General features: G+C 61.7%; 27 protein-coding genes and 1 pseudogene. 13 read left to right on the top strand and 15 right to left on the bottom strand.

What is annotated here, in order from left to right:
• Positions 1-19: 19 nt before the first annotated feature.
• The 5 genes from BG57_RS17175 to BG57_RS17155 form a co-directional block, all read right to left on the bottom strand.
• A complete protein-coding gene (locus BG57_RS17175) occupies positions 20-832 on the bottom strand; it encodes an anti-sigma factor family protein (RefSeq protein WP_035966457.1) in 813 nt (270 codons plus the stop codon).
• Entirely contained in the window at positions 829-1,347 is a 519-nt protein-coding gene (locus BG57_RS17170) for an RNA polymerase sigma factor (protein ID WP_035966456.1), read from the bottom strand. The genes BG57_RS17175 and BG57_RS17170 overlap by 4 nt, the downstream gene beginning before the upstream one ends.
• A gap of 131 nt (positions 1,348-1,478) precedes the next feature.
• A complete protein-coding gene (locus tag BG57_RS17165; protein ID WP_035966455.1) occupies positions 1,479-2,741 on the bottom strand; it encodes a LysR family transcriptional regulator in 1,263 nt (420 codons plus the stop codon).
• A 76-nt stretch (positions 2,742-2,817) separates the two neighbouring features.
• A complete protein-coding gene (locus tag BG57_RS17160; RefSeq protein WP_035966447.1) occupies positions 2,818-3,654 on the bottom strand; it encodes a siderophore-interacting protein in 837 nt (278 codons plus the stop codon).
• Entirely contained in the window at positions 3,651-4,406 is a 756-nt protein-coding gene (locus BG57_RS17155) for a PadR family transcriptional regulator (RefSeq protein ID WP_035966446.1), read from the bottom strand. Before BG57_RS17155 ends, BG57_RS17160 begins: the two co-directional genes overlap by 4 nt.
• Before the next feature lie 120 nt (positions 4,407-4,526).
• On the opposite strand from BG57_RS17155, the gene BG57_RS17150 reads away from it, so the two are divergent.
• Positions 4,527-5,108 carry a flavin reductase family protein gene (locus tag BG57_RS17150; RefSeq protein ID WP_035966445.1) on the top strand — a complete coding sequence of 194 codons (582 nt, stop codon included), beginning with the start codon at positions 4,527-4,529 and terminating at the stop codon, positions 5,106-5,108.
• 3 nt (positions 5,109-5,111) lie between these two features.
• Here BG57_RS17150 and BG57_RS32625 read toward each other — a convergent pair whose 3' ends face one another.
• From BG57_RS32625 to BG57_RS17125, 5 genes are all read right to left on the bottom strand, one after another.
• Complete coding sequence (locus tag BG57_RS32625; protein ID WP_152562626.1) at positions 5,112-5,303, bottom strand: hypothetical protein; 192 nt, start codon at positions 5,301-5,303, stop codon at positions 5,112-5,114.
• A gap of 28 nt (positions 5,304-5,331) precedes the next feature.
• Positions 5,332-6,162 carry a CHAD domain-containing protein gene (locus tag BG57_RS17140; protein WP_035966444.1) on the bottom strand — a complete coding sequence of 277 codons (831 nt, stop codon included), beginning with the start codon at positions 6,160-6,162 and terminating at the stop codon, positions 5,332-5,334.
• Positions 6,163-6,268: 106 nt separating this feature from the next.
• Positions 6,269-6,982, bottom strand: a complete 714-nt coding sequence (locus BG57_RS17135) for a glycosyltransferase family 2 protein (protein ID WP_081850926.1) — start codon at positions 6,980-6,982, stop codon at positions 6,269-6,271.
• A complete protein-coding gene (locus BG57_RS17130) occupies positions 6,979-7,581 on the bottom strand; it encodes an SAM-dependent methyltransferase (RefSeq protein WP_035966439.1) in 603 nt (200 codons plus the stop codon). The genes BG57_RS17135 and BG57_RS17130 overlap by 4 nt, the downstream gene beginning before the upstream one ends.
• Before the next feature lie 60 nt (positions 7,582-7,641).
• Positions 7,642-8,718, bottom strand: a complete 1,077-nt coding sequence (locus BG57_RS17125; protein WP_035966438.1) for an acyl-CoA dehydrogenase family protein — start codon at positions 8,716-8,718, stop codon at positions 7,642-7,644.
• A gap of 167 nt (positions 8,719-8,885) precedes the next feature.
• On the opposite strand from BG57_RS17125, the gene BG57_RS17120 reads away from it, so the two are divergent.
• The 6 genes from BG57_RS17120 to BG57_RS32620 are packed head-to-tail and all read left to right on the top strand — an operon-like array spanning position 8,886 to position 13,000.
• A complete protein-coding gene (locus BG57_RS17120; RefSeq protein WP_035966436.1) occupies positions 8,886-10,457 on the top strand; it encodes an FAD-dependent oxidoreductase in 1,572 nt (523 codons plus the stop codon).
• 40 nt (positions 10,458-10,497) lie between these two features.
• Positions 10,498-10,716 (top strand): hypothetical protein, encoded by a 219-nt coding sequence (locus tag BG57_RS17115; protein ID WP_035966435.1) that lies wholly within the window; start codon positions 10,498-10,500, stop codon positions 10,714-10,716.
• Positions 10,717-10,729: 13 nt separating this feature from the next.
• Complete coding sequence (locus tag BG57_RS17110; RefSeq protein ID WP_152562625.1) at positions 10,730-11,134, top strand: hypothetical protein; 405 nt, start codon at positions 10,730-10,732, stop codon at positions 11,132-11,134.
• A complete protein-coding gene (locus tag BG57_RS17105) occupies positions 11,131-12,351 on the top strand; it encodes an NRAMP family divalent metal transporter (protein WP_035966431.1) in 1,221 nt (406 codons plus the stop codon). Before BG57_RS17110 ends, BG57_RS17105 begins: the two co-directional genes overlap by 4 nt.
• Entirely contained in the window at positions 12,348-12,713 is a 366-nt protein-coding gene (locus tag BG57_RS17100) for a hypothetical protein (protein ID WP_229753994.1), read from the top strand. The genes BG57_RS17105 and BG57_RS17100 overlap by 4 nt, the downstream gene beginning before the upstream one ends.
• Complete coding sequence (locus tag BG57_RS32620; RefSeq protein ID WP_152562624.1) at positions 12,710-13,000, top strand: PRC-barrel domain-containing protein; 291 nt, start codon at positions 12,710-12,712, stop codon at positions 12,998-13,000. The genes BG57_RS17100 and BG57_RS32620 overlap by 4 nt, the downstream gene beginning before the upstream one ends.
• Before the next feature lie 43 nt (positions 13,001-13,043).
• Here the strand turns inward: BG57_RS32620 and BG57_RS17095 are convergent, their stop codons facing one another.
• The 4 genes from BG57_RS17095 to BG57_RS17080 form a co-directional block, all read right to left on the bottom strand.
• Complete coding sequence (locus BG57_RS17095) at positions 13,044-14,414, bottom strand: hypothetical protein (protein ID WP_035966428.1); 1,371 nt, start codon at positions 14,412-14,414, stop codon at positions 13,044-13,046.
• 66 nt (positions 14,415-14,480) lie between these two features.
• Entirely contained in the window at positions 14,481-15,254 is a 774-nt protein-coding gene (locus BG57_RS17090) for an alpha/beta hydrolase family protein (protein WP_035966426.1), read from the bottom strand.
• Positions 15,251-16,390, bottom strand: coding sequence for a DUF3182 family protein (locus BG57_RS17085; RefSeq protein WP_035966425.1), 1,140 nt, complete (start codon positions 16,388-16,390; stop codon positions 15,251-15,253). Before BG57_RS17085 ends, BG57_RS17090 begins: the two co-directional genes overlap by 4 nt.
• A gap of 177 nt (positions 16,391-16,567) precedes the next feature.
• Entirely contained in the window at positions 16,568-17,872 is a 1,305-nt protein-coding gene (locus BG57_RS17080) for an SGNH/GDSL hydrolase family protein (RefSeq protein ID WP_035966423.1), read from the bottom strand.
• 360 nt (positions 17,873-18,232) lie between these two features.
• On the opposite strand from BG57_RS17080, the gene BG57_RS17075 reads away from it, so the two are divergent.
• The 5 genes and pseudogenes from BG57_RS17075 (at position 18,233) to cls (ending at position 21,595) form a co-directional block, all read left to right on the top strand.
• Positions 18,233-18,610 (top strand): VOC family protein, encoded by a 378-nt coding sequence (locus BG57_RS17075; protein WP_035966422.1) that lies wholly within the window; start codon positions 18,233-18,235, stop codon positions 18,608-18,610.
• Positions 18,611-18,667: 57 nt separating this feature from the next.
• Entirely contained in the window at positions 18,668-19,303 is a 636-nt protein-coding gene (locus BG57_RS17070) for a twin-arginine translocation signal domain-containing protein (RefSeq protein ID WP_035966421.1), read from the top strand.
• Positions 19,304-19,356: 53 nt separating this feature from the next.
• A pseudogene (locus BG57_RS17065) lies at positions 19,357-19,581 on the top strand (NAD(P)-binding protein); the annotation flags it as partial.
• 116 nt (positions 19,582-19,697) lie between these two features.
• Positions 19,698-20,249, top strand: a complete 552-nt coding sequence (locus BG57_RS17060) for a DUF4142 domain-containing protein (protein WP_035966419.1) — start codon at positions 19,698-19,700, stop codon at positions 20,247-20,249.
• A gap of 74 nt (positions 20,250-20,323) precedes the next feature.
• Positions 20,324-21,595, top strand: coding sequence for a cardiolipin synthase (cls, locus tag BG57_RS17055; RefSeq protein WP_035966417.1), 1,272 nt, complete (start codon positions 20,324-20,326; stop codon positions 21,593-21,595).
• A gap of 682 nt (positions 21,596-22,277) precedes the next feature.
• On the opposite strand, the gene BG57_RS17050 is transcribed toward cls, so the two are convergent.
• A complete protein-coding gene (locus tag BG57_RS17050) occupies positions 22,278-23,249 on the bottom strand; it encodes a GlxA family transcriptional regulator (RefSeq protein WP_035966416.1) in 972 nt (323 codons plus the stop codon).
• A gap of 180 nt (positions 23,250-23,429) precedes the next feature.
• On the opposite strand from BG57_RS17050, the gene BG57_RS17045 reads away from it, so the two are divergent.
• The gene (locus tag BG57_RS17045; protein ID WP_035966414.1) at positions 23,430-24,374 is read left to right on the top strand and encodes a choline ABC transporter substrate-binding protein; all 945 of its coding nucleotides are present in this window, start codon (positions 23,430-23,432) and stop codon (positions 24,372-24,374) included.
• Positions 24,375-24,425 lie beyond the last annotated feature (51 nt).

Genomic DNA, 24,425 nt, shown 5'->3' with positions numbered 1-24,425 from the left:
CAAGGTTAGCAGAGACGACTCAGCCCGGCGTCGTTTCAGCCAGTTGCGCGTGGACATCGTGCGCGAGTTCGAGCATGACTTTGCGATCGATACCGCCTGACACCGCATAGCCAAACGCGCCGTCGACCCAGTAGAACACGCTCACAGGCCCATCCTGATAGAGCTTGAATGCAGTCGTGTTGGCGCTCGTCTTGCGCTGCGATATGCAGAGCGTCACGCGCTCGCCTTTTGCGTCGCGGTACATGAACTGCGCCATCGGGCCGTCCTCTCCGGGCAGAATGCGGCCGCCCATCAACTGAAAGCCGCTCTTCGTCAGCATCGGAGGATGGACATCGGTTCCGAGCTTGTTGGACAAGTACTGCACGAAGTCGTGTTCCCGGTCCTTGCCGATCTCACTGGGACGATCGACCGTCGGCATATAGACCACATGCGCGAGCGCGGCTTCGCGCGCCATCGTTTCGCTCGTGTCGGCGGCGACCGTATCAACCCGCGATGAATTGGCCCAAGGCAAATACGAACCAGTGCCAACGCCGATGCCGATGCCGAGCACGAGCGTCGCAGCAAGGGCGGCGAATTGCGGCCAGTTAGCGCCGCTCCATGCGCGCCGCTTGTTTTCCAACGCCCGCAGGCGAGGCGGTATCGGTTCATTGAGCACCCGGTCATAGCGCTCATGGAACATGTTGTTCAGCGAGAAATAATCGCTCACGCGCGCAGCCAGCGCCGGATTGAGTTCAATCGCACGTTCCACTTGCTCGCGGCGCTCGGACGATAGCGCGCCATCGACATACGCGTGAATGTCTTCTTCGCTGATTGCAGTCGGTTGCTCGCTCATCGCACCACCTTCAGTTTCGCTCCGGGCTGGGCGCCCGCCATCAAGGAGCGCAGCCGTTCGCGGCCGCGCGAGAGCCGGGACATGACTGTGCCGATCGGCACGCTCAGCGCGTTCGCCACTTCGGCGTAGCTCATTTCTTCGAGTCCGACGAGCAGGACGACCTCGCGCTGTTCCGCTGGAAGACGCTGCAAGGCATAGTCGAGATCGCGCACTTCGAGCGAATGCAACTGGCCGCCCGATGCGGCAAGCTCGGTTTCGCCAAAGGCTTCATCGTCGACGGAAACATGCACCGCGCGTGCCGAAGCCTTCCGCACCTGATTGACGAAGACGTTGTGCATGATCGTGAAAAGCCACGCCCGCAGGTCAGTGCCGTATTCGAACGTGCGGCTTCGCGAGAGCGCGCGTTCGAGCGTGTCTTGTACGAGATCGTCGGCGAGCTCGCGATTGGTCAGCAGCGCCCGCGCATAGCGGCGCAATCGTGGCACATGCTCCATCAGGTCATTGCGGATATCCATGCTCAATCCGTCGCTCGTTGCCCGTCGCAGCCGGTTGCAGGCGCGCTCCTTCAGAGAGAGAACAAGCGCGTTGGCATTTTATTCCCGATCCGTCGAACAAATTATGGGTCGGCTAAGCGCCACCGCGTTGTCTATGCGATGTGCGTCATCCGATTGGCGATGCCCGACGTATGCCGCAACTCATCGACGGTGAGCCGGATTGCATCGATCAATGCGCGCGCGGCCGGTGAGGGCGTGCTGCCCGCGCGTACCGTGAGGCCGATATCGCGACGCGTGTTTTGCATTGCAATTTCGAGTACGACGAGTTGTCCCGCTTCGCATTCGTAGTGCAGCTGCTGGGCGGATACTGCCGCCAGCATGTCCGTATGCGCGAGCAGTCCGCGAATGACGGCAAGATCCGCCGTCTCGACAGTCGGCATCGGCGGTTTGAGTTTGAGCCGCCTGAATTGCGCTTCGAACATGCCGCGCGCCGGCGCATGGCTGCGTGGCAAAACCCATTGCGCCGAGATCAATTCTTTCAGCGTTAGCGCTTGAACGCGCGCCAGCGGATGATCCCGCCTCGCGATGACGACCATGTCTTCGGACATCAACCGTTCGTTCGCGAGGCCGCTCGATGCATCGTTCGCTCTGAGCGCGCCAAGAACGAAATCGATATCGCCCGCTCGCAATCCGGCGACGAGCGGTTCATAGGCGCTTTCGTCGGTTGCGATGCGCACACCGGGATAGTGCGCCGCGACGCGCGCAATCGCGCCGGGCAAGATCAATGTCCGGCCAAGCGGCAGCGCGCCGACCGTCACATAGCCTTGAATCGTGCCGCGCAAAGCAGCGAGATCGTCGGGAATATGGCGCAATTCATTCAGCGCGCGACGCACGTGCAGTACGAAAGTCTCGCCTTCGCTGGTCAGCAACAGCCCGCGCGGGCTGCGGTGAAACAACTGCATGCCCGCGCCCGTCTCCATGATGCGAATCGCACTGCTCACTGCGGGCTGACTCAGTCCGAGCGTTTGCGCTGCGCTTGGCATATGCCGATGACGCGCGAGTGCGGAAAACAACTGCAACCGCCGCGTATTCAACAGAAACGCCGGCAACGCATTACCCGATGCCGAACGCCGGCGCGACTGCCGCGCGGCGCACCATTGCGCAAGTGTTTCGAGTTCGGAGAAGATGCGCTCGCATCGCAGCAGCACGGCGCGTCCGGCGGGCGTAGGCAACATGCCTGACGGACGGCGCTCGAGCAGGGTTTCGCCCACCGCCGCTTCCAGTTCTTGCAATGAGCGCGTGACCGCCGATTGCGCCCGGAATAGTGCGGCTGCGGCGCGCGTCGCACTGCCGGTTTGGGCGACGAGCCTGAATGCGCGCAGGTACGCCAGATTGAGCAGTTCGCGGTTGTCCATTCGCTCGAAAGAGATGACGTCGAGCCATCAGTTTAATTTATCGGACGCCTTCTTCTTCTCCGATGAACGCACTGAATCAGTCTTCGATCGTCCCATGCACGCCTTGCTCGCCGCGCTTCCAATAGGCCGACGCACGAATGCGTCGCTTGTCGATGCCTCGCTCGTTGCACAGCAACTGGCGCACTGCGCGCATGAGCGTCGCTTCGCCGCCGGCCCAGACGTAGCCGTCGCCGTCGGGCAAGAAGAGTTCGCGCAACGCAAGCAGCAGGTCGTTCGAATGCCCGTCGTCGTTGCGATAGCACCATTGCGCGTACAGATTGGCGCGGGAGTGCAGTTCAATGCGCGACGAAGGATCGGCCACCTGGATCAGCGCGGCTGCGCGTGTGCCCTCGGGCAGTTCTTCGAGGCGACGCGCGATGGCAGGCAGCGCGGTTTCATCGCCGATCAGCAGATGCCAGTCGAAGTGCGTAGGCACCACGAAGGAACCGCGTGGACCGCCGATACCAAGAAATTGGCCCGGCGCCGCCTGGGACGCCCACGCCGTCGCCGGGCCGGCATCGTGCAAAGCGAATTCAATATCCAGTTCGAGCGCTTCGCGATCGAAACGGCGCGGCGTGAAATCGCGCGAAATCGGGCGAGGCTTTGCCGGATCGAATATGGGACCATCGGGACCCGCCTCGGGAACAACGGGCATCGTCTCGCCGGGTTGCGGGAAGAAAACCTTCACGTGGTCGTCGAAAGACGCGCTTTCGAAATCCGCGAGCGCCTCGCCGGTCAGCGTCACCCGGACGAAACGCGGGTTGAGCGCATGCACGCGGGTTACTTGCAGCAACCGGAACTTGAGCGCATGGCGCACGCGCGTGACTTCGAGATGGGGGCGGTCCTGCCGCTCCTTGACGGAATAATCGTTCATCGGGTTGTCCCTGAGACCTGCGGGCGTGCGTCGCCCTGTTCGATTTCCGCCGTCGCACGCGCGAGTATCTCCGCGATACGGCGCTGTTCATCCTGCGATGCCTCGGTGCGCAGAAGCAAAGCCCGCTTCAAGGCGCGGCGGGCGGCGACCAGTTCGGGCGCCCATCCTGAACCGGCGGCTGCTTCGTCTGGTTCTTCGCCCGCATAGGCGCGACGCACGAGGTCCATCTTGCGTGCAAAATGCAAAAGTCTTGCAAGCATCAGGTCGACGCGTTCGCGATTCGCGGCAAGGTACTCACGGCCTCCGTCGGATAGCGCGTAACGCTTGCGGTTGCCTTCGAGTTCGACCGTTGCGTAGCCCAGTTCTTCGAGATACGTCAGCGCCGGATACACCATGCCGGGACTCGGCGTATAGAAGCCGTTGGAGCGGTCAGCCAGCGCCTTGATCAGCTCGTAGCCGTGACGCGGCGCTTCTTCGAGCATCGCCAGCAGCAGCAGTTGAAGGTCGTCCGACGAGAACTTGCGGCTGCGCGGCATGCCGCCCATGTCGTCGGGGCCGTCCCCGAATCCGCCGAGGCCGCCCGGGCCACCGCCGCCGCCGAAACGTCCGCCGCCGCCATGCCGATGCCGCCCGATCATGCCCCAGAGCGCGTGCGCGACGTGCGGAAGAGCGAAGGGCGAGTTGAATTCAAAATGCCGACGATGATGGTGTCCGCCGGGCTTGCCATCCCGCCCAAAATGGTGAGATCTCATGATGAGGGTCCTTAGATTGTCGTAAAACATATCTAAAGATATATATCGTAAGAGTGTCTGTCAAGGCGTTTCAGCGGGCGCCTACAATCTCGCGTCTCCACATTTCTGGCCAATTTCTCCATGACTCACTTTCTTCCCGTCGCACTCGAACACGCCAGCCGCTTGATCAACCACGGTCCGACCGTCCTCGTCACGAGCGCCCACGGCGATCGGCGCAATATCATGGCGGCGGCCTGGTCGATGCCCGTCGAGTTCACGCCGCCGCGTATCGCTATCGTGATCGACAAGAACACCTTCACGCGCGAACTGGTCGCGGCAAGTGGCACATTCGGCGTATGCGTGCCGGGCGCGGCGTTGATCGACCTTGCCTATGCCGTGGGAACGACGAGCGGCCGCGACATCGACAAGTTCGATGCATTCAAAATTCAATCGACGAAGGGACCGGTATTGAAGGTGCCGCTCATCGAGAGCGGCTGTGCGGCCTGGCTGGAATGCCGGCTAATCAGCGAGCCGCACACGGAGCAGGCTTACGACACGTGTTTCGCGGAGGTCGTGGCAGCGGCAGCGGATGCGCGCGTATTTGCGAACGGGCACTGGACCATCGATGAATCGAATGCAGACTTGCATACGATTCATCATCTGGGTGCCGGCAAATTCGTGCGGGCGGCGGAAGTGCGGCAGGCGGTGGCGATGCCGCGTTGACGGTCAAGACTTGCGATTAGGCTCGGCTTCCGTGTCGGTGCCCGTCTTGCCGTCGCTGCGGTTCGTCACTGCGCCGGTCTCGTCGAGCACATCGTCGAGGTCGTCGCTGTCGGCGTCCGCGGGCTCATCGTCTGGCGTCGACATCGAGCGGACAATCGGCGGTAGCGAATTAGATATCACGAGTTGCAGAGTCAAGATGTTCTCCTGTCTGACGTCGAGCCGCCTAAAGCAGCTTGGCAGCCGCCTTGAATCGACGCTTCTGTTCCTTATGCAACGCATGCAGCGCTCTTTCGGCTGCCGCGCCATCGACCGGTGACGAACGATGTTGCTGCAGCAAATCCAGCGTAGCGACGACATCATTGAGCGCGCCAAAGCGCTTCTGGATTCGCTTAAGATCCTTGAGGCCTTTGCGTTGCTTCTTTCCGATCAACGGCCCAAAAAATTCAACCAGGTAACGTACTTTTTTACCCGCCTTGCGCACCTCATGAAACGACGCGTAGTCATTGCGGCTGGCTTTGGAAGCCGTGTGCATCCGCTTCTCGAGTTGCTTCTGAGCCGTGGCGACGCGTTTTCTCGCGAATTTGACCAGCGGCGTCCGCTTCGCCGCCGTGTTCAGTTCGCGATTCGCCTCGCTCACCGCTTCGCGCAGCACTTGCTTCACATTGGCATGGGAAAGCGTCGCCAGGCTTCTTTGCGATGCCTCGGCACGAGCTTGCTTGAAGGATTCCGCCGCATCGTGCTCGCCCGTTGCTTCGACGAGTTGAATCAGAATGTCCCAGTCGCGTGTATTGCCAGCGGCGTTCGCAAGAAACTTGTAGATCGCCCGCTGTTGCGTACCGAACTTCGAATCGAGCATCGGACCATATGCCCAGATCAGTGTCCGCAAGCGACGAAGCGCGACCCGCAGCTTATGCAGCTTCTCTGCATCGGCAGCGGATTCGAGGGTTGCGGCTTCGGCTATGGCATCGCCGACGAGCGGTTCAGCGTATGCAGAGAAGCTGGTTTCCGCAGTCTGGTTGTCACGGGCGCCGGTATCTGCGTCAATCTTTTTCATGTCGTTATGCCGTAGTCTGGACTCATAGATGGAGGCAAGTTGCATACCGACAACGCGCGATCTACTGGTTGTCATCAAAGATTCATGAGCGACGTCCGGCGCTCGCTCAGGCTTCCTCGCGCTGCGTGTTCGTCACCGCGGCCGCTTCTGCAAGCACTTCTTGCGCTTCTCGTTCCGCTAGCGCGGCGAGCGTATCGCCGAAGCCGCCTCTTGCCTTCGATGCAGTGCGCGCGCTCGTCACGACGCACGGGGCCGCGCTCCATGCGATCCGTGCGCCGGTCTCCGCCAGTTTCAAGGTTAGCGCAACGTCTTCGCTGCATGCGAGCGGCGGAAAGCCGCCTGCCCGCCGATACGCTTGCGCCGATACACCGAGGTTCGCGCCATGCACATGCCGATGCGCGTCCGCATGCGTGTATCCGCGATAGAAAGCCTCGCGCGTGGCCGATTCGTGCAGGCTCCAGTCATCGACGGTCACGCATCCGCACACGGCATCCGCCTCCAGCCTGAGCTGCTCGACGATCCAGTCCGGCGCGACGCGGCTGTCGGCATCCGTGAAGGCAAGCCAGCGCGCACCGCGCTCCAGCATGAAGTTCGCGCCCGCTGCTCGCGCACGTCCTACATTGCGCGCATCGAGCGCCAGCACGTGCACGTCGAAACACTGCGCGATGGACATCGAATCATCGCTGCAACTGTCGAGCACGACGATGATTTCAACGGTCTCATCGAGCAGTGCGGCATGTGCGGCTGCGCGTTGCGCCGCTTCGAGGCAATCAGCAAGAAAGGCTTCCTCGTTATGCGCGGGGATCACAATGCCGATCATGCGATGCCCTCGCGCTGTGCGATCGAACGCCCGTCTTTCGACCACACGTCGAGGATGAAGTCGGCTTCCGCATGTTGGACGATGCGCACGCCATGAAACGCGGCGTCGAAGGTCGCATGAATATCCTCAGCAGATTGCAGCTTGCCTTCGAATGGGTGCCGCCAATGGCATGCGACGAGCGTGCCGTTATCGCTCAAAGAAGTCGATGCATGCCGTGCGAGTGTCGCAGTCGCTTCGGGCGAAAGATAGTACGCAAGTTCGCTGATGACGATCAGATCGAAGCGTGCGTCGGTTGGCCATTCGTCGGGAACGGCGCGCTGTTCCAGCGCGATGTTCGATGTATCCGCGAGGCGCTCGCTTGCGCTGCGCACGGCCGCCTCGCTGACGTCGCATGCGAGCAGGCGCGTGCATCGGCGAGCGATCATCGCGGATAATTCTCCGTTCGAGCAGGCCGGTTCGAAGGCTGATTCATATCGCTCGCGCGGCAGTGAAGCGAGCACGAGGTCGCGCTTGCGCCGCTCGTACCAGCTTGTGCGATACCGCCAGGGATCATCGTTGTTGCGATAAAGATCGTCGAAGTAACTTCGCGAAGTGGACATGCTCGGTCCTTGTTTGTGCTTTTCGTTATCGGTGGTGCCGCCGGACGATGAGCTTGCGCGTCATCGGTTGCTTCGTGCGTAGTCGTCGATCAGCGTCTTTGCGAGTGCTGCTTCATCGCGTTCAGCGTGGCTCTGGCGGACGAAGATCGGCAGATCCGCGAGTGCGCGCGCGAGCCATGCGTCGGTGCAGGCGGGTGCCGGACCGATCGCGCGAGTCACGTGGGTGATGACGTCCATCGCCACGCGATCGATCGCAACGCGCGCGCGCAACGCCCCTTGCTGCGCGCTGGATGAAGGATGCGCGTCGATCGATGCAGCCGTTTCGCGCAGCAATGCGGCAGCGGAGGCGAGCGCCGCGTCCACTGCGCCGAGATGCGCGAGCGCGTGCGGATCGTCGCGGCGTGCAACGTTGTCAATGAGCGTCGTTGCGATGGCCGCTGCGCTTCCGAGCCAACATGCCGCGATGCCCGCGCCGCCATGCCAGAAGCCCGGACGATTCACATATGCTTCGGCATCCCCGATCAACGTCGCCTGCACGCCGTCGAAGCGCACGCTGGCGGTGCCTGTCGCGCGCATGCCGACGGCTTGCCAACCGCTTTCGTCGATCGCGATGCGTTGCTGCGACAGGTCCACTGCGGCCAGCACGGGCTGGTCGTTGCGCCAGGCCGTGACGAGCGCATGCGTGATATGACTCGCGCCCGAGCACCATGCCTTGGTGCCGTCGAGAAGCAACGACTGTCCATTCAATGTCCGCGCAACAAGGCGGGCGTTAGGTGGTTCGGCGGCCCAGACGGCCCACGTTCCGTGTGGCGCATGCTCGGCGCAATGCAACTCCGCAAGGATGGCGAGCGCATCCGCATGGCTTTCGTAGAGTTTCGCGAGCGACAAGTCGCATGCCGCGACAGCCCCGAGCGCACGCCAACGCGATGATGTATTTCCAGAGCCGGGCAGCGGCAGTCTGTCCAGGTCAAGACCGCGCAGTTCGTTTAGCGTTGCAACACGGCTCGCGCAACGGTCGTCCGTGAAGAGCACGCCCGCGAGCACTTCTTCCAATGTGGCATTGAACGCGTCCTCTTTGTGGACGCGCCATGAAGCCGGGATCGCGCGCTTACGCGGACCGCGAGTCATATCGTTCATGCATTCCTCCGTGGCTGGCGCTGATCGCCGCGCTGGCGAATCACATCTATCGACTATGTGAAGGCAAGGACCGTACCTGTCGAGGACACGTGTCGACGGAGCGGCCTCTGGCGAGGTCGGCATGCGCGTTGCTCGCCTGAACCGGGCACTTCCTCACGAGCACGGCAATGACCGATCAAACTCCTATGCAGAAAGTCGCGGCGCTGTCGGACCTGGACGCATGCGCGATGAAGCGCGTCGAAATCGGCGATACGCCCATACTGTTGATCCGCTCCGGAGAGCGCGTCGTCGGCTATCAGGCGGATTGCCCGCACGCAGGCGCACCGCTGGAGGAAGGCGCGTTGTGCAATGGCCGGCTCATTTGTCCATGGCACAGAGGGACATTCGATATCGAAACCGGCGGGCTCGTCGAACCGCCGCCGCTGATGCCGCTCAAGCGTTATCCGGTGCAAGTCGATGGCGACGATATCCTTGCCAGCGCGATACCGTTCGACGAGCCGGCCGAATCGAAGCCAAAGGATGGCAGGACGTTTGCGGTGATCGGCCTCGGCGCAGCGGGCGCTGCTGCTGTTTCAACGTTGCGTCAGGCGGGCTTCGCGGGCCGCATCGTCGTGATCGAACGTGAACCGCACACGCCCTACGATCGAACGTCGCTAAGCAAGTTTGTACCGTCTGGAGAAATGTCGCCGGATGAAGTGCCGATGTTGCTGCCAGATGATTTCTTCGCCCTCGAGTCCATCGAAGTCATACAGGCCGAAGTTCATGCGCTGGACGCGAGTGCGAAGCGCATCGATATCGGCAGCGCACCGTCCATTCATTACGATGCCGCGCTCATCGCAACGGGCGGCGTGCCGAAACGTCCGTCGCTGCAAGGCGGCGATGCCGAAGGTGTCGTCGAATACATACGGCTTCTGCGTGGCCGCGACGATGCACGGCGTCTCGTGGACAACGCAGTAAAGAAGAGTCACGCGCTCGTGCTGGGCGCGAGCTTCATCGGGCTGGAAGTCGCGGCTGCGCTGCGCGGGCGCGATGTCGCGGTGACGGTGGTATCGCCCGGCAACGTGCCGTTCGAAAAGCAGTTCGGCCCCGAAGTCGCGCGGCTCCTGCAAGGTCTGCACGAAACGCATGGCGTGCAGTTCCGCATGCGGCGGCACGCCGTCTCCGTCGCGCGCAACGAAGAGGGCAGCGACCGGCGCTTGCGCGTGACGCTCGATGACGGCAAGACCATCGACTGCGACTTCATCGTCGCCGGCCTGGGCATTCGGCTGGCGACCGACTTCATCGTCAACGTCGATCGAAACGACGACGGCAGCCTCGACGTGGACGCGTCGATGCAAGCCGCCGACGGCCTCTTCGCGGCGGGCGATATCGCGCGCTTCGAATTGCCGATCGAGCCGGGCGGGCGCATACGCGTCGAGCATTGGCGGCTGGCGCAACAGCACGCGCGCATCGCCGCGCACGCGATGCTCGGCGCGCCGCCGAGAGAGCCTTTCGTGCCTTTCTTCTGGACGTATCACTTCGGCAAGAACATCGAGTATCTCGGGCACGCGCGTCATTGGGATCAGACCGTCATTACAGGATCGCCAGAGAGTTTCAAGTTCATCGCGCTGTTCGGCGACAAGGGCAAACTCGTCGCGGCAGTGGGATGTGAACGTAATCGGCAGATGAGCGCGCTTGCCGAGGCGATGCGGCATACGTTGACAATCGACGATGCACTCAGCATCGCGAACGAGCAATGAACATCATGCGGTGGGCATTAATGCGGAGGGGCATACCATCATGGATCTCGACTACAAGCAGTTCCGCATCGAAGCTTCGTGCCTGAACGAGGGCGGCCGCTACTATGCGCGCGCGAAGATTCTTCGAGTTGCATCGGAAGAAGGCACGCTTGAAGAGGTGAAGTGGTCGGGGGATATCGGCGAATACAGAAGCGAGGCCGAGGCCGTCGATGCAGCACAGCAGTGGGCAACGCGATGGTGCGACGAGCAAGCGGATTGAGAAGGACGTAGCCGTGAAGACCCGCGCCGTCGCCGCCGCCCTGGTAGTGACCATGGCCTGCACGGCATGCTCGTCATCCGACGAGGAACAGACTGATGCGCGCATTGCGCTGTCATTCGCGCGATCCGCGTCGATGTGGCTCGACGGCTGGATGAACGACGGCGTACCGCGCGCCTACGTGAAGCGTTCGCTGGAAAGCACCGGTGAGGCGCTCGGCAAGCGCATCGACAAGCTGCCAGGCTCGATATCGTCGTCCGTGAGCGCCCCGATGAAAGACATCGCGCATGACCTCGATACAGCGAGTCATGCAGTCGATGCCGGGGACAAAGCGCGCGTCGAACTCGTGCTGTCGCGTCTGCGCAAGTCGACTGCGGCACTTGACGCGTGGAAGCAGACTCATCGGGAATCCGGCTCATGAAGAAGCTGCTTGAAATATCGCTGGGCGTGGTGACGAGCATCGGCGGGTTCCTCGAGATGGGCGAGATGTCCACGGCCGCGCAAGCCGGCGCAGCGTTCAACGTGCAGCTCGTCTGGGCAGTCGTGCTTGGCACTATCTGCGTTGCGTTTCTGGTCGAAATGGCCGGGCGCTTTTCGGCGGTAAGCGGGCATACCATCATCGATGGCATTCGCGATCGCTTTGGCATCAAGGTGCTGGCATGGCCGCTCGTGACGACGGTGCTCGTCAGTCTGCTCGTCCTCAGCGCCGAGATCGGCGGGGTATCCATCGCACTCGAATTCGCGACCGGAATCACATATCGATGGTGGGCGGTCCCCGTGGCTGTCGCATCGTGGTTGTTTCTATGGCGCGGCACGTTCGGCATGCTGGAAAAAGGCGTGACGTCGCTGGGCCTCATCACGCTATGCTTCGTCGTCGCCGCGTTCAGGCTTCAGCCGGACTGGGCGCAAGTCGCCGCCTCCGCGATACCGAGCAAGCCGCACACGCAGGCCGCTACATACTGGTTCATGGCCGCGAGCATTCTCGGCGCGTCGCTGTCGCCGACGCTTTTTCTTTTCTATTCCTCCGGGGCCATAGAAGACCGATGGGATCGCAGCTATGTCGGCGCTAATCGAGCGATTGCCGCGCTAGGCATGACGTTCGGCGGCGTCATCTCCGCGGCGGTGCTCGTGGTCGCGGCGCAGTCGATGCACGCGCACGGCATTGAGAGCATCGAGGACTTTCATCAACTGCCGCTGCTGCTCATCGACACGTTCGGAATGTGGGGCTTTGCGCTGTTTGCGGCGTCGCTGGCGATTGCATCGTTCGGTGCAGCGGTGGAAGTCGCGTTGTTGCAAGGCTATCTGTTCGCGCAGAGCTTCGGCTGGAACTGGGGACAGGATTGCCCGCCGCGCGCGAATCCGGGCTTCAGTCTCGCCTATACGTGCGCGCTCGTCATCGGGGCAATACCGATTGCCGCCGGCGCCGACCCGCTCAAGCTGACTATTCTTTCGATGGCGCTCACCGCTGTGAACCTTCCGTTGATGGTCGTCCCGTTCATTGTTTTGATGAACGACGAGCATTACATGGGCGAACATCGGAACGGGCCGGTATCGAATGCGGCGGTGCTTGGCATCACCGGGCTTGCTTTCGTGCTCGGCGTCGTGACCCTTCCTTTGCAAATCATCGGAGGCACATGATGGACCTCGTGCACGACGTGCTGGACAAGCAACTCGTCGATCGCAACGGCGTGCGAATGGGCCGCGCCGATGGACTGATAGCCGAACTGCGGGAAGGCCAGTTGCCACGCCTCGTTGCAATCGAAACAGGTACGATCGTCATCGCACGGCGCTTCGGATCGCGCACCGAGGGCATGGTGCGGGCACTACTTGTAAAGGCAAGGCTTTCGCATCGAACGGAACCGTATCGCATTGCATGGACGAATGTGCGCAAGATCGGCGTGGATATCCAGCTCGACATCGGCTGCGACGATACGCCGGTGCATGACTGGCAGCGCTGGTTGCAAGCGCGCGTGATTGATCGCCTGCCAGGAGCGCGATGATGAACGTCATCGCGCTAGACGGACTTGTCGGAATGCCAATCCATTCGCGCAGTGGAAAAAGCGTCGGGAGGATTGCGGGAATCGTCGCAGAGGAGCGGGGTGGCGAATGCGTGGTCGTCGGAGTGCAAGTGAACTCGCATGGTTTCAGTGGCCGCGTAATGCGCTGGATGCTCAATGCTTTTACGCCGAGTGTTTGGCGAGGCCGCAGCGAGAATTCGGTGCGTACCTATGCGTGGGAAAGCATCGATTGGACTGATCTTCAGAATCTTCGTTTGCACGATGCTTGATGCGATAGCCATGTGCTCGCTGGGGCCTTATGAAAACCTTCTCTCACTGCTCCATCGCACCGAGCAGATCGTCTGCATGAACCATCAATTCGCGCACCTGCCGCAGCATCGCGTATTGGTCGAGCACGCTCTTCCATCGCGGCGATTCGATCAATGCCTGCCATACGGGCTCCAGCGCGCGGGAGTCGGCGTGCGCTTCGTCCATCAACGTGCTTGCATAACCGAGACTGCCCGGCGCGGACAAGAGCTGCATCCTGCTCGCCGCGTTAAGCAGTCGCGGGGGCTCGTCGGGTAGGGCGTCGCAGCAATACAGCACCGTGTTCGCGACGCGGTCGCCCTCTACAGGCAGCGCATGCAGTGACGCTCCTCGAATACGCACGATGCCTTGTTGCGTTTCAAACGAGTAATCGGCGGTTGCGTCGGCGCTGGCGAGCAGGCGCATGCCACGCAGGAGCCGCGCGAAGTCCGTCGTTGCCGCATCGACGGAAGCCTTCGCTTCGATCAGAAGGCACACGTCCCAGACTGCTGCATCGTGGACCGTCGCTGCTTGCCGCAACAGCACGGCGCCCCATTCAGTCTTCGCGTGCTCGTGACTCGAAGGCATCGATGCTGGAACACGCATTGACGTGACAACGCGATACGACACTGGCGCTTCCGCCTCGTTCAGTCGTTGAGCCAGTGCTTCGAGTGCGCGGGCGGCGAGCGCTTCGACGTCGGCACCGCGCTGCTTTGCGGCGACTCCTTGTGCGGCGGCGGCAACGCTTCCCGAGCGAGGACCATGCTGGTCCAGAAGCAATCGATATCGTTGAACGGATACATCGCCTCCCAATGACTGAAGCGTTCGTAGCCGCACGAGCGCTCCGTCGTTCAACAACTGCTGCGGGCGCCGATTGACGGAGGCATCGCCGGCGCTGTCAGGCAGATCGAGCAAACGTCGAGCATGATCTTCGACTTGTCCCCACGACGATGAAGTCGCCGACGCATGCAACGCAGCCAGCAGTTCTCGTTGCTGTCCAGGCACCATGCGTTGCAGCTTCGCCGGATGCGCGATCCCATTGACGGCGGCGTGAACGAATCGGCGATCGCGTTCGGCTTGCGCGGACAGCGACGCGTATTCTTGAACCGTCGTTTCACGATGCCGAAGCAGCATCGCCTGAAAGACTGCATCGCCGGTGTGAGGATGCATCGCACAGGCGATCACGCGCGCGAGCGTATCGAAGAAGCGCTGTCTCAGCGCCGCATCCGGCACCGTGCCGCCTGCCGTCGCGATGCGAACCTGTTCGATGACGAGCGCCAGCGCCGTCTCGGGACTGAGTGCATGGGTATCGAGTGAATGCACATTGAAGTTCGGCAGACGATAACGACGGGCGATGGTGTCCAGCGTGCGTTCCAGTAGGGAAGACGTTTGCGGCATGACGGTCGGTTCAGTGCGAGCGCGCGTGTTAGCCGATCGGTCTCGGGCCAGATGCACGCCTCCTCGTCACTTGATGAGTTCGGGCGCCTCGCCACGGCTTCCGGCACGACTTCCGCCAATCATCTCCGCAAGCCAGCTCACGACGAGCGCCGTGTACGCGCGTTGACTGCCTTCGTCGGACAGGCCGTGATCCGCGCCCTCGATCACGCGATACGTCAGCGAGTGAGCCTGCAAAAACGCTTGCAGATAACTGGCGAGCACCGTATGCGGCACGGTTTCATCGTGCTCGGATTCGACCAGCAGCACGTCGCCGCGAAATTCGGCGGCCGCCCGCAGCGCGCGATTCTCGCTGGGCGCAACGATGCGTCGTCGATACGCGGCGAGATCGTGCTCCTTATGCAGCGCGCGCTTGGGCAGCGTCCATCCCTCGTCGAGATAGAGCGCCGGCACCCGAAGCCCCAACCAGCGCACGGGCCGCAGCGACGTGACAATCGACGCGAGATAGCCGCCATAACTGCTGCCGACCACGGCGATCGACGTTGCATCGACGAGCGGATGCGCGACGAGCGTGTCATATGCCGCGAGCACGTCGTTGAGGTTCGTCTCGCGCGTCACCGTCTCCTGTTCTTCCTGCGTGCGCGCATGGCCGGTCAAATCGAACGTGAGGCACACGCAACCGAGCGCCGCCGCCTGCCGTGCGCGCTCCATGTATTGCTCCTGATTACCGCCCCAGCCATGCACGAACAGGATGCCCGGAATCGCGGTCTGAGGCACGACGAGCGTGCCATCGAGATAGCCGCGATCGACGGAAATTTGTATCTGCTGGCGGCCTGCTGTCATTCCCTTGCTCCTCTCGTGCGCGGGCCGGGCTCGACCGTGAAGAACTTGGTGACGCGTCCCGAATGCGCGTCGACGCCCTGATAGATGATGCCCGCGTTAGCAGGAACATCAACGTCTTCCCCATACAGTTCGACGGTGGATGCCCGCACGACAGTCAGCGCCGGATCGTTCTCGAACGCGCGAAGCGCGCCGATTTCCGCGCCGCTTGCACCGCCGATCCTCCACGACTGCTCCAGCACGCCGCGATAGGCATGACCGTTCTCGTCGACGCCCGAGGCAACATCGTAGTTTCTTCGCGATGCAATGAAGCCGGGGAACGCGCTGCGAATGGCGTCATCGAATTCGCGCGCGCATTGCACGGCGGCGCGCGCTTCGCCGGGCATATCCGTGCGTTGCAGCGCATCCAGCGTGCCGCGCACGACGACAAGCCCCGAGCCGCCATAGACCGCGTGACCGTGGTTATTCTGCGTGAGCCGTTGCACGCCGTAATAGCTCGCATGATGCCCACGCACGCGGACTTCTCCGACGCTGAACGTCGTGATCTCGCGCAAGTTGCGCTCCAGCACGATGCCCTCGGTCATGAGCGTGGCATCGCCGATGCCGTTCAGTTGCGTGTCGAGTTCCCGTCGATCCGCGATAACCGCCTGTCCAGCGCCCCCGATGCCCGAAGGGCGTTTGAGGCGTACCGGGCCGTTCCTAAGAAGCAGCGCGGCGGCGGTGTGCGCATCGTCGCGAGTAAAGGCAGAGAAACCGGGCAGCACCAGTTCGCTTACGCGTTCGCCGAGTGAGTCTTGCCATCCTTCCGGCTTGACTTGCGCGCCGGGCGGCAGACCATGCACGACGACTTTTGTACCGACGAACGGATATGGCACGACGCCGCCGAAAAGATCGTCGTCAGAGGCGATGCCTAATCGACGGGCGGTCTCGAGAGGCAGTGTGTCGTCGGGGACAAAGTACCGTTGCGGCGGATAACTGCGTTCGGAGTCGAATTCGACGCAATCTGACGCGTGCAGCAGCAGCGCGAGTTGCCCAGCGAGCGCGCGTTGCGTGTCGACTTCATGCTGCGATCGCGCGCTCCTTGTGCCGCCGTGGCACACGACCACGATCGCACGTGGCTCGGTAGACGAGGTATGCATTCGCGCGTCCTCCGTTGGAAAGCCTTCTGCCGGGTTTCCCAGAGCTTGCAGTTGGCCTGCTGTTCAACGTTGGGAGCAAGGTTTGTTCCGCACTATCAGCGCGACTCATTCCGCCAAAGACAAAGGCCGCGCATGTTCGCGCGGCCTTTGTCCATTGCGGACGATTTGAAGCGGAGATCAACGTCCGTCGTCGTCCCTGTCCCGCGAACGCAGCACGGACAGGTCGATCGCATTCGCCATCGCAACATAACCCGCGTCGTTCGGATGCAGATGATCGCCGCTATCGTATTGAGTCTGCATCGAGGTCGGTTGCGCCGGATCGCGAATCACGGCATCGAAGTCCACGACGGCATCGAACGCGTGGCTATTGCGAATCCAGGCGTTGACGGCCTGCCGCACGGATTCCTTCTGCGCCGTGTAATACCCTACGTTGGGCGTGCCCTGCAGCGCATTGCGGAACGGCGTGAGCGTGCCGCCCATGATCCGTATGCCGCGCAAATGCGTGCGCGCGATGATTTGCTTGTAGCCATCGATGATGTCTTCCGCGGTGGCCTGCGGCGCCGATGGATCGAGCGCCGTGCCGGGCCAGCCGATATCGTTGATGCCTTCCAGCATGATCACCCACTTGACGCCTTGCTGGCTCAGCACGTCGCGGTCATAGCGTGCAAGCGCGCTGATGCCCGCGCCATCGCTCAGGACGCGATTCCCGCTGATGGCTTCGTTGAGAATCGCCGTGCCGTGGTGCGACTGCCCGTTGTTCAGCCGTTGCGAGAGATTGTCCGGCCAGCGGCGATTGGCGTCGACGGTCGACGAGAAGCCGTCGGTGATGGAATCGCCGAACGCGACGATGGCATCCGTACGCCCGCGCGTGTTGACGAGCACGCCCGACAGATAGAAGCGGTTCGTGTAGGTCTTGGGCGAGGGCTGATCAGGCGAGGCGGTGTTGTCGCCGCTCGATACATACGCGTTCTGCACCGCAAGCTGGTGCACGGTCTCCAGCTTCGTCGCCTGTGGCAGGAACAGGCTGATCGCCAGATTCGCGAACGGACCCACGGTGATATCGAGAGGATCACTGAGTATCGGTGCGCCGGCGTAGAGCGTGACCGATGTCTTCCCTCCGAAGGTCAGCGTCCTGTCCGTGTTCGGATAGATCTTCGATCCACCCGCCGATACCGCGATATGCACGGGACCGACCGTGACCGGCGAAAGACCGAATTCATTCGTGAGCCGCACGCGCACCTGATTGCCGCCAACGCTCGTGTGCACGATTTGTCGAATGGTCGTGGCAGCGTTGAAGTTCTGCGGCGTCGTGATGTTGTTGTTGCGGTCGGCGCTTGCAGTCCATGTCGACAGCCAGCCATCGCTCGGATCGCGGTCGCCTCGATCATGGGAGAAGGAGGCGGGCGCGGCCAGCATTGTCGCTATTGCAAATAGCGGCACGACGGCGCGAGCCAGCAGCCTCGTTAATGAACGGTTTTGCATTCTTGCTCTCCAGACTCGTAGTTGGCCGCGCCGGGAATCGGTCGGACACCGAATGAAAATATGGTGGACGCGCTTACATCCGAAAAGATCGTTTACCCGTATGTGCTTGCATCATTCAGAGAGGCCGGCAAATCCGTCTCATGCAGATGCGCATCGAAACGAAACGTGATGCGAACGCGCGCCTATGAAAGGCTTGTAATGATCGGCATTGAGTCGAGCCGGCGGCGCACATGCTAGGGGATTACACCGTCCTTAGGGCAAGTCATAGCTTCCATATAACCGGCCATTACCGCACATTTTTCCGCCCTTAGACTTCGCATCAAAGGAGGAACGACCCATGTCCTGAAACTGATTCACACGATGATCCGCGTGCGGGACCTGGACAAGTCGCTGCGCTTCTATCAGGACGCGCTCGAACTGCGCGTTGCGCATCGGCTGGATTTTCCGGACTTCACGCTGGCGTACCTGCGTAACGATGAAAGCGCGAGCGAACTCGAACTCACCTGGAACAAAGCCCGCACGGAGCCGTACACGCACGGCGACGGGTACGGGCATGTCGCGGTAAGCGTCGCCGACGCGAAGGCGGAACGCGACCGATTGATTGGTCTCGGCATGGAGCCACTCGACCTGAAGGAGTTCAAGGGCGACGATGGTCAGCTCATCGCGCGCTTCTTCTTCATCCTGGACCCGGACGGATACAAGATCGAAGTGCTCGAGCGTCACGGGCATTACGAATAAGCGCAAAAAACAGACGCCAATACATGAGCTGGAGCGGTACCCCACAAGGAGAGAGACATGCGAGACACGATCATCCCGATCGTCGCGCCGGCTCGCGCGCACGACGGTCAGCACAGTCATGCCGAGTCAACCGCGTCGCCAAGGATCGCACTGACGCGACGCGAATTCCTGCGCGGCTCGGGCGTCCTCGTGGGGACGCTCGCTTTCACGTCGATATTCGCTGGCCTCGCGCCGAGCCGTGTCTGGGCGCTCGAGCTTCAGGGACTCGACACGCATCAGGGCGAAGTGCTGCTCGCGTTCACGAAGCAGGTATTTCCGCACAAGACGCTCGACGATGCCGTCTACGCCCTCGTCGTCAAGGATCTCGATGCGAAGGCCAAGGCCGATCCTTTGGTGAGACAGCAGATGGCCGACGGCATCGCCAGGCTCGATGCAACCGCCGGTTCCGACTGGAGCAAGCGCGCGCCCGATCAGCAGGCCAAAGACGTCGCCGCGCTCGCCGGCACGCCGTTCTTCGAGACGATCCGCACCACGGCCGTCGTCTCGCTCTATAGCAACGCGATGGCCTATGCGCACTTCGGATACGGCGCTGCACAGGGCGATGGCGGCTATCTGTATCAAGGCTTCAATAATCTGTCATGGCTGCCCGATCCGCCCACTGGCGACAGCGGTCCGATTCCGAAAGACGGTTGAGGCGCAGACCTCGCGGCATCGAACGGAACGGACAGCGGATTACGGAGACAGTCATGTACGCAGAGAACAAGGCACAGTTCAAACACAACGACAATCACGTCGTCGTGGTCATCGGATCGGGAGCGGGCGGAGGCACACTTGCCAACGAACTCGCGCAGAAGGGCATCGACGTGGTCGTGCTCGAAGCCGGTGCGATGCATACGCAAGGCGACTTTTCGACGGAAGAGTGGAACGCATGCAAGCAGCTCTCGAGGCTCGACAAGCGCACGACATCCGGTTAAGGCTGGATGAATCTCGTTTCCGCAGTCCATCTGCGGAACGCATCTTGCTCGCTCGGCATGAGCCTTACGTCCGGCTTCGCCGGTTGACGAGGCCCATCAAGGGGGATGACGAGATGCGCATCGACAGGTCTTTCACGTTTCCCGCCGCCCGATACCGCATCGGCCGCGTATGCCGCGCATCGATGTTCGCGTTGCTTGCAGCGTGGGTTTCGGTGTCGAGCGCGGCCACCAATGACAGTGCCGAGAAGTTTCTCGCCGATGCGCTGCAGGATGGACGCGCGGAAATACAGACCTGCGAGCTTGCGTTGAAATCGTCGCATGAACCGGCGGTGCAGGCATTCGCGAAGCGCATGATTAAGGACCATCAGGCGATGAACGACAAGATCGTCGCGCTCGCGAAACAGAAAGGTTACCGCTTGCCCGACGAACTCACGCTCACTCAGCGCGCAACGTACACCGCGCTCAAGCCGTTGAGCGGCCATGCGTTCGACAGCCTGTTCATGAAGCACAACCTCTCCGACCACGAGTCCGATATCAAGCTGTTCGGCGACCAGGCCGTCCATGCGAGCGATGAAGACGTCAGGGCGCTCGCCGGCGATGGACTGGCGACCTTGCGCGAACATCTCCAGCTTGCGAAACAGACCGACGCGGCGTTGAAGAAGTAGGCAGTTCTCGCGACGAATGAACCTTGGGCCGGAACCGGGCGGTTCCGGATGGATCTTCAACACGAGACGTGCGGATGACGACGATTGTCCTGATTGTATCGACGGTTGTAGTGACGCTCATCGCCGTGCTGCTGGTGGCGAACCTTACCAGCGGCGAGAAGAAGATCGAACACAGGATCGAGCGCCTTTACTCCAGCGACGATCCGCAGTTCATCCGCTCGATGGGCCTGTTGCTCGGGCCGCCCGTCGTCGACAGCAATCGCTTCAACGTGCTCGTCAATGGCGACGAAATCTTTCCGTCGATGCTCGATGGCATTCGTTCGGCGCGGCACACGATCACGCTGGAAACATTCATCTACTGGAAGGGCGCGATAGGCGAGGACATTGCGCGTGCGCTTGCCGACAAGGCGCGCGCTGGCATCGCGGTGCACGTGCTGCTCGACTGGGTCGGATCGTCGAAGATGGACAAGCGCTATCTCGACACGTTGCGCGAAGCGGGCGCCGAGGTGGTCAAGTATCACAAGCCGCACTGGACGGGTCTTGGCCGCATGAACGACCGCACGCACCGCAAGCTGCTCGTCATCGACGGACACATCGGTTTCACGGGCGGCGTGGGTATCGCGGATGAATGGACCGGGCATGGGCAGGACGAGAAGCACTGGCGCGACACGCACTATCGCATCGAGGGTCCGGCGGTCGGGCAGATGCAGGCGGTCTTCATGGACAACTGGGTAAAGGCGACAGGCAACGTCCTGCACGGCCCGAAGTACTTCCCGCAAATCGAAGCGGCCGGCAATGGCCTCGCACACATGTTCAGCAGTTCGCCTTCAGGCGGCAGCGACGACATGCAATTGATGTATCTGATGGCGATCACCGCCGCAACGCACTCCATCCACCTGTCGAGCGCCTACTTCGTGCCGGACAAACTGACCATCAACGCGATCGTCGAAGCGGCGAAGCGCGGGGTGAAGGTACGCATCATCACGCCGGGCAAGCGTATCGACACGCATACCGTGCGCGAGGCTTCGCGGGCGTGCTGGGGCGATCTGCTTGCTGCGGGCGTGGAGATGCACGAGTATCAGCCGACGATGTTCCATTGCAAGGTGATCGTGGTCGACGAGTATCTGGTCTCGGTCGGTTCGACGAACTTCGATAGCAGGTCGTTCAAGCTGAACGACGAGGCGAACCTCAACATCTATGACCGTGATTTCGCCCGGCAACAGCGGGAGATTTTCGACAGCGATGTCGCAAAGTCGAAGCGCATTACGCTCGACGAGTGGCGGCGGCGTCCGTTACTCGAGAAGTTGCTGGACCGTACCGTTGCGCTGTTCGATCCGCAATTCTGACGGTGCGTTCAGGGCGCGTCGGCGCGGCAGATTCAGCGCCCGCGCTCGCTTACCTTGTTCAAGCTACGCCGCGCCAGCACGCTGATGAAAAGCGTGCCGCTGACGAGCGCCGCGAGATACACGCCGGCCATCATCCATTCGAATTCGTTCACGGTCATTCTCCTTTCGACTCTGCCGCGGTGTGAGTGCCGCGGTAGGTGATTTACGCGATTGCAAGCAGGTCTTGCCTGGATTAACGGCAGGCGCGCGCAGAGGTTTAGCGGCTGATGGCAAAAACGACACGTTTCGCGTTCTTCGCCGGGTGGATCGCAGATCGAGGGACGGATGCGCACGAGCGTTCGACAAGGCGATTTATACGCTGTCAGCGCACGGCTTCAATGGAATCTGGCTGTGGAGAACGGAGCCGCGAAATCTTGGCTCCCTTTGCTCGTTGATTGGGCGGACAGGCTTTCACGGAATTGTGTCCAAGTGGCGAGATAAGACACGCAGTGCCCGCATTCTGACTATCTATGAATATAGTTAGTATGGCTATCGTTGTTGCGCGAACAGATCCCTTAGGCGCCAACGCGTTTCCGGTCGGCGCATGCTCTTTGAAGATCCAAATGGACAGCACCCGGGCGCTGGGCGTCACGTCGAAAACGCAGGCCGATGTTCATCTCCGCCTGCGGCAACCCTTCTAACGTCACGCAGCCTGCGCAGTGACGACGGCGCGCAATGCGCTGCGGTCCTGACGCGGACTTGCATTGAAGCGCGCGCGATACGTCCGCGAGAAATGCGAAGGCGACTCGAACCCGCATGCGACACAGACCGCAAGTATCGACATGTCGGTTTGCTGCAGCAGTTCGCGGGCGCGCGTCAGACGCAGGCCGAGATAGAAGTGCGTCGGCGTATCCTTCAGCGCCGCGCAGAAGAGACGTTCAAGCTGCCGCCGCGTGACGCCGATCGACTCAGCGAGTGCATCCGGCGACAGTGGCTCCTCCATGTGCTGCTCCATCACGCCGATAACCTGTATCAGCTTGCGATTGTGGATGCCGTAACGCGCCGCGATCTTCATGCGCTGATGGTCGCTGCGCTGCCGAATGCGCCCGAGCACGAACTGCTCCGACACCTGCGCGGCGAGTTCGGCGCCGTGATCGCGTGCAATGATATCCAGCATCAGATCGATGGACGCCGTGCCGCCCGCGCACGTGATGCGCCGCGCATCGATTTCGAACAACTCCTGACTCGTTTCGATCGAAGGATAGCGTTCCGAGAACGCAGCCAGCGCCTCCCAATGCAGCGTCGTGCGCTTGCCCGCGAGCAGACCCGCCTCGGCGAGAATGAAGCTGCCGGTATCGATGCCGCCGAGCGTCGCGCCCGCACGATCCAGCCGGCGCAACCAGTCGCCGATGCCGCGCGTGTAGCGTGCAAGCGGCTCGAATCCCGATACGACGATGACCATGCGCGCATCGGCAGTCTCGTCAATGGACGCATCTGCATTGAGCGAGATGCCGTTGCTCGCGACGACCGGCCCGCCATCGACCGACACGATGCGCCAGCGGTATAGCTCGCCTCGAAAGCGGTTCGCGACGCGCAGCGGTTCGATCGCCGACATGAATCCGATCGACGAGAACTGCGGCAAAACGAGGAAGTGAAAGTCTTGAGGGGCGGGCATCGAATGATTGGGCACCAGGCGGCGATCCTGCACGCTAACAAGCGCAAAAACCGGGCGCAATCGGGCGTGTCCCTGAAAACCCTGACGTCGCTGGCAGTCAACTCGCAGTCGCAATCGGACGTTTGGGTGTTTTAATGCGGCGGTACTTTCTACTCACGTTCTCCAGACGGACACTTAAACATGAAACATCGCCTGCTCTCGATTCTCATTGCATCCGCCTGCGCTGCGAACGTCGCCTGCGCCTTTGCTGCCGACGACGCGTCATGCCGTACCGTGCGCTTCGTCGATATCGGCTGGACCGACATCACTTCGACGACCGCGCTTGCGTCCGTCCTGTTCGAAGGGCTCGGCTATACGCCCCGCACGACGGTGGCGTCGGTGCCCATATCGCTGGCGGGCCTGAAGAGCAAGCAGATCGACGTCTCGCTCGGCTACTGGTGGCCGGTGCAGGAAACTGCGGTGCAGCCTTTCCTGGATGCGAAAAGCATCGACAAGATCGAACCGCCGAATCTCTCGGGCGCGAAGGCGACGCTCGCCGTGCCGGGTTATGCATACGACGCGGGCATCAAGACGTTTGCGGACATCGCCAAGCACAGGGACGAACTCGAAGGCAAGATCTACGGCATCGAGCCGGGCAGCAGCGCCAACGCCAAGATTCAGAAGATGATCGACACCAACCAGTTCGGTCTCGGCGGGTTCAAGCTGGTGCAATCGAGCGAGGCGGGAATGCTGGTGACGGTCGAGCGCGCCATTCGCGAGAAAAAGCCGGTGGTGTTCCTCGCCTGGGAGCCGCATCCGATGAATATCCAGATGAAGATCAACTATCTGTCCGGCGGCGATGAGGTATTCGGCCCCAACTACGGCGAAGCCCGCGTCTATACGCTGACCAACACGGATTTCCTCACGCGCTGTCCGAACGCAGGCAAGCTCGTCAAAAACTTGCGCTTTACGACCGACCTCGAGAACCGCCTGATGCAGCCGGTGATGAACAAGGAGCGTCCCGCCGAAGCCGCCAAAGCGTATCTCAAGAAGAATCCGCAACTGCTCGATTCATGGCTTGCGGGCGTGAAGACCGTCGATGGAAAAGACGGGCTGCCCGCAGTCAAGCAGTACCTCGGGCTCTGAATGGCTGGCCGGTGACGCGTTCACCGGCTTTTATGAACGATTAGGCATCCA

This window comes from Caballeronia grimmiae (assembly GCF_000698555.1).
Taxonomy (GTDB): Bacteria; Pseudomonadota; Gammaproteobacteria; order Burkholderiales; family Burkholderiaceae; genus Caballeronia; species Caballeronia grimmiae.
Note: the sequence above shows the minus strand (reverse complement) of the source record. Positions and strands in the feature narration are given on the sequence as shown.

What these genes read in the sequence shown, in the direction of transcription:
- BG57_RS17175 (WP_035966457.1), bottom strand. Translation starts at nt 832, where the DNA reads ATGAGCGAGCAACCGACTGCAATCAGCGAAGAAGACATTCACGCGTAT.
- BG57_RS17170 (WP_035966456.1), bottom strand. Translation starts at nt 1,347, where the DNA reads ATGGATATCCGCAATGACCTGATGGAGCATGTGCCACGATTGCGCCGC.
- BG57_RS17165 (WP_035966455.1), bottom strand. Translation starts at nt 2,741, where the DNA reads ATGGACAACCGCGAACTGCTCAATCTGGCGTACCTGCGCGCATTCAGG.
- BG57_RS17160 (WP_035966447.1), bottom strand. Translation starts at nt 3,654, where the DNA reads ATGAACGATTATTCCGTCAAGGAGCGGCAGGACCGCCCCCATCTCGAA.
- BG57_RS17155 (WP_035966446.1), bottom strand. Translation starts at nt 4,406, where the DNA reads ATGAGATCTCACCATTTTGGGCGGGATGGCAAGCCCGGCGGACACCAT.
- BG57_RS17150 (WP_035966445.1), top strand. Translation starts at nt 4,527, where the DNA reads ATGACTCACTTTCTTCCCGTCGCACTCGAACACGCCAGCCGCTTGATC.
- BG57_RS17140 (WP_035966444.1), bottom strand. Translation starts at nt 6,162, where the DNA reads ATGAAAAAGATTGACGCAGATACCGGCGCCCGTGACAACCAGACTGCG.
- BG57_RS17135 (WP_081850926.1), bottom strand. Translation starts at nt 6,982, where the DNA reads ATGATCGGCATTGTGATCCCCGCGCATAACGAGGAAGCCTTTCTTGCT.
- BG57_RS17130 (WP_035966439.1), bottom strand. Translation starts at nt 7,581, where the DNA reads ATGTCCACTTCGCGAAGTTACTTCGACGATCTTTATCGCAACAACGAT.
- BG57_RS17125 (WP_035966438.1), bottom strand. Translation starts at nt 8,718, where the DNA reads ATGAACGATATGACTCGCGGTCCGCGTAAGCGCGCGATCCCGGCTTCA.
- BG57_RS17120 (WP_035966436.1), top strand. Translation starts at nt 8,886, where the DNA reads ATGACCGATCAAACTCCTATGCAGAAAGTCGCGGCGCTGTCGGACCTG.
- BG57_RS17115 (WP_035966435.1), top strand. Translation starts at nt 10,498, where the DNA reads ATGGATCTCGACTACAAGCAGTTCCGCATCGAAGCTTCGTGCCTGAAC.
- BG57_RS17105 (WP_035966431.1), top strand. Translation starts at nt 11,131, where the DNA reads ATGAAGAAGCTGCTTGAAATATCGCTGGGCGTGGTGACGAGCATCGGC.
- BG57_RS17100 (WP_229753994.1), top strand. Translation starts at nt 12,348, where the DNA reads ATGATGGACCTCGTGCACGACGTGCTGGACAAGCAACTCGTCGATCGC.
- BG57_RS32620 (WP_152562624.1), top strand. Translation starts at nt 12,710, where the DNA reads ATGATGAACGTCATCGCGCTAGACGGACTTGTCGGAATGCCAATCCAT.
- BG57_RS17095 (WP_035966428.1), bottom strand. Translation starts at nt 14,414, where the DNA reads ATGCCGCAAACGTCTTCCCTACTGGAACGCACGCTGGACACCATCGCC.
- BG57_RS17090 (WP_035966426.1), bottom strand. Translation starts at nt 15,254, where the DNA reads ATGACAGCAGGCCGCCAGCAGATACAAATTTCCGTCGATCGCGGCTAT.
- BG57_RS17085 (WP_035966425.1), bottom strand. Translation starts at nt 16,390, where the DNA reads ATGCATACCTCGTCTACCGAGCCACGTGCGATCGTGGTCGTGTGCCAC.
- BG57_RS17080 (WP_035966423.1), bottom strand. Translation starts at nt 17,872, where the DNA reads ATGCAAAACCGTTCATTAACGAGGCTGCTGGCTCGCGCCGTCGTGCCG.
- BG57_RS17075 (WP_035966422.1), top strand. Translation starts at nt 18,233, where the DNA reads ATGATCCGCGTGCGGGACCTGGACAAGTCGCTGCGCTTCTATCAGGAC.
- BG57_RS17070 (WP_035966421.1), top strand. Translation starts at nt 18,668, where the DNA reads ATGCGAGACACGATCATCCCGATCGTCGCGCCGGCTCGCGCGCACGAC.
- BG57_RS17060 (WP_035966419.1), top strand. Translation starts at nt 19,698, where the DNA reads ATGCGCATCGACAGGTCTTTCACGTTTCCCGCCGCCCGATACCGCATC.
- cls (WP_035966417.1), top strand. Translation starts at nt 20,324, where the DNA reads ATGACGACGATTGTCCTGATTGTATCGACGGTTGTAGTGACGCTCATC.
- BG57_RS17050 (WP_035966416.1), bottom strand. Translation starts at nt 23,249, where the DNA reads ATGCCCGCCCCTCAAGACTTTCACTTCCTCGTTTTGCCGCAGTTCTCG.
- BG57_RS17045 (WP_035966414.1), top strand. Translation starts at nt 23,430, where the DNA reads ATGAAACATCGCCTGCTCTCGATTCTCATTGCATCCGCCTGCGCTGCG.